This is a genomic window from Bradyrhizobium sp. P5_C11_2 (assembly GCF_054049755.1).
In genome coordinates this window covers 1-2806 of record NZ_JBFULT010000771.1, presented here as the reverse complement: position 1 = coordinate 2806, position 2806 = coordinate 1, and the positions used below count along the sequence as shown (strand labels likewise).

4 protein-coding genes are annotated in these 2806 nt (G+C 65.2%); all 4 read right to left on the bottom strand.

Features of this window, described 5'->3' with window-relative positions; translation table 11 throughout:
• A partial coding sequence (locus ACXJL8_RS38300) for a dihydroxy-acid dehydratase domain-containing protein (RefSeq protein WP_456686733.1) occupies nucleotides 1-230 on the bottom strand: 230 nt, incomplete at its 3' end.
• A gap of 1144 nt (nucleotides 231-1374) precedes the next feature.
• Nucleotides 1375-1956, bottom strand: a complete 582-nt coding sequence (locus ACXJL8_RS38295) for a hypothetical protein (RefSeq protein WP_456622436.1) — start codon at nucleotides 1954-1956, stop codon at nucleotides 1375-1377.
• Nucleotides 1957-2042: 86 nt separating this feature from the next.
• Complete coding sequence (locus ACXJL8_RS38290; RefSeq protein WP_456622437.1) at nucleotides 2043-2300, bottom strand: hypothetical protein; 258 nt, start codon at nucleotides 2298-2300, stop codon at nucleotides 2043-2045.
• A gap of 123 nt (nucleotides 2301-2423) precedes the next feature.
• Nucleotides 2424-2636, bottom strand: coding sequence for a hypothetical protein (locus ACXJL8_RS38285; RefSeq protein WP_456622438.1), 213 nt, complete (start codon nucleotides 2634-2636; stop codon nucleotides 2424-2426).
• Nucleotides 2637-2806: the final 170 nt, after the last annotated feature.

Below are 2806 nucleotides of genomic sequence, written 5' to 3'. Positions count from 1 at the left end.
GTGCCGCCGGCCGACGCGACGCCCTTCTTCACCGCCTGCGCCTGGCGCATCAGCGAGATGTTGCAGGGGGCGGCCTCGTTCCAGCACGAGGCGACGCCGACGAAGGGCTGGTGGATCTGCGCGGTGGTCAGACCCATGGCGTAGAGGTAGGAGCGATGGGGCGCGCGCGCGGGGCCTTCCGTCACGTGACGGCTCGGCAGCCTCTGCTTGATGTTGCTCTTCGCGTCCATCGCAAACCAGTTTCCCCGGCCAACCCTTTCAGACCCGAAAAATCAGACCCAAGATTTGAATCGACCTTGGGATTTCTCGCTGCCTTCGCCGGCTGCCCCTCAAACATTAGAGTGATTTTATTCATGCTCGGGTGTGGCTAAAAAGCGGCGCAGATGCGAACCGGCTGCGATAACAGTTAAATCCGCCGTGAGTGTTGCGTGGACAGCACAATCGTTACCGGGAAGACACGGGCTTGCTTATCGGGATACCCTCGCGAAGATAACAATCTACAACTTGAGATTTTACGGCAGGTACGACGCGCCCGGCATGGTCGTGCTGATGGGCGCACCCGCGCGTGAGTCGGGCCTTCTCCGACCCCGTCATCCAGAGGTGCGAGGCTTGCGATGCGAAAGCATCGTAAGCGGAGCTTTGCTTCGTCGCTCCACCCACTCAAAGCCAAGAGGGCGCAGGGAAGGCCGGGTGCCGGCTGGCACCCGCGGTCCGCTGCGCGAAAAGCACACGCAGAAAACCGCACAGCAGCATACAGGTGTAGCCAATCACTCGGCCTTCCCTGCGCAGTGGTCGGACGGCTTATGCCGTGCTCTCCCGGGAGCCGAGTTCGTTCTGGCCTCCCTCGCCCTCGCGAAATTCACCGGCACCGCGCCGGTTGACGCGACTGCCGCCTCCGCAAYAGCTTGRCCGTAGCAACGACGGCCAGGACCACACGGTTTTGCCGTACGCACGGCYCGYTTGYTCGCCGCAGTTTTTCCAGCCCTGTCGACGGAGCCGGAAACTTGCTGGCGAGACGAACCTAGCAGCGCCGCTCATCCGCACGAAGTTTTGGGCTCACGGAGAGCAATCCGCCCTGCCCTAACCTCTCGCGCCCGACGCTGCCGCGTCCACCGCAACCCGGCTCGCGACACGTGACGACACAAGATCGCCCCTCAAGGTCAAGCCGGGATGAACGACACATACGCCATTTCCGAATTTCGGCAAAGCGGAATATTTTCGAGTGAGCGGATTGACCGATCGCGGGGGTGTTTTGCCCGTCAGGCAACGCAAGGTCTCGTAGCCCGGATGGAGCGAAGCGTAATCCGGGGACTTACCACCAGATACAACGGCCCCGGATTTCGCTGCGCTCCATCCGGGCTACCAGAGGGCCGCTCAGGCCGACATCGCGCCCTTGCGCCCGAACGGATCGATCAGGCGGACGATCTCACAGACGGCAACGAGGCCGGCGAGCCAGACGGCGCTGGTCAGCCCAATGCGCGCGACGATGGCCACGGTGAAGGCGCCCTCGCCGCCGAGGGCCGGCGTCGCGGCGAGYAGCGCGAGCTCGTAGGCCGTGTAGGCCGCGACGAGCGTGAGCGCGAGCATCAGCGGTGTGCGTCCCTGCGGCAGCACGCGGAGCACGGCGGACGAGGCCGCGGTCGCCAGAAGCGCAGCGGCGCCGATGACAAAGCCCCAGGCGATGGTGCCGGCATCGATCGGGTAATGCAGCACGCCGAAGCCGATGGTCTGGTTCACCAGCCACGCTCCGGTGACGACGAGCAGCGCCGGCCGCAGCGGCAGCATCGCGGCCGCGACGACGGCGAATGCCGCAAACGGCGTCGCGCAGGCGAGCGCGAAACTTGCGAGGGCGCATGACACCGTCAGCAGCGCGAAGCAGAACATCGGGGCATGGCGCGGCGTGACCGGATGCAGCCGGAAACGGTCGGCACGAGGTGAAAGCATGTCAGCGGCCATGATTGGTCTCCCGACCCCGATCCTAGCACATTTGTCGAGAGATGAACCGCATGCGAACCGCCCGAACGCGAGGGCGCGCCTGCCGCTCAGGTTCGCCCTCTCGGCCGCTGAGCCCGAGCCCAGGCGATAGCGACGTCGCGCGGCGGGATGTCGATACGCCTGATCGGCGTCAATTCGCCGGAGGCCGAGACGATCGCGGTCTCCTCGCGGCGGCAGCGCGGACACACGAAGCAGACCTCATGCGGGGACGCCGACCAGCTCGAACGTTTGACGTTGGCCGCCATCGGCCATGCATCGCAATGCGAGCACGACACCAGAAACCGGCCGGGATCGAGCATACCCATTCCATCGGACTCCGCGTCCTGCCTGCCCTGCTCCAACGATATCCCATCCAAATCGTTCCGGTGTCCCGGCACCGTCAGCCGCCGGCGTTCCATCGCATCGGGGACCGCGTCCGGATGCGCCGCTCAGTGCGCCCCCTTGAGCGTGCAGGACGTGGTGCAGGTGACCGTGTTGCCGTGGTCGCACGCCTTGCAGGCACTGACGCACTGGTTCATGTCGCGGGGATTATAGGAGCTGTAGTTCCGCATCGGGCAGGACGCGGTCGAGCCGGTGATGTCCTGCTCCTGATTGCAGGCCGCCGTCATGAGCGCGAGCACGAGAACCGCAAGAAGGCGCATGGGATTGCCCTGTAAGGAACGGCAAAGCGACATCGGCGAGGCACGCTGCACCGCAACGAGCCCCGGCACTCCCACCGCGAGCAATCGCAAATCGCGCCGCTCGCATCCCAGAGGATGCGCGCCAAACATTAAGAACGGATTGCCGCCGCACTCAGGCCGCAGCCTTGCCC

Coding starts and splice junctions, on each gene's coding strand:
- ACXJL8_RS38285 (WP_456622438.1), bottom strand. CDS start 2,636: ATGCGCCTTCTTGCGGTTCTCGTGCTCGCGCTCATGACGGCGGCCTGC.
- ACXJL8_RS38290 (WP_456622437.1), bottom strand. CDS start 2,300: ATGGGTATGCTCGATCCCGGCCGGTTTCTGGTGTCGTGCTCGCATTGC.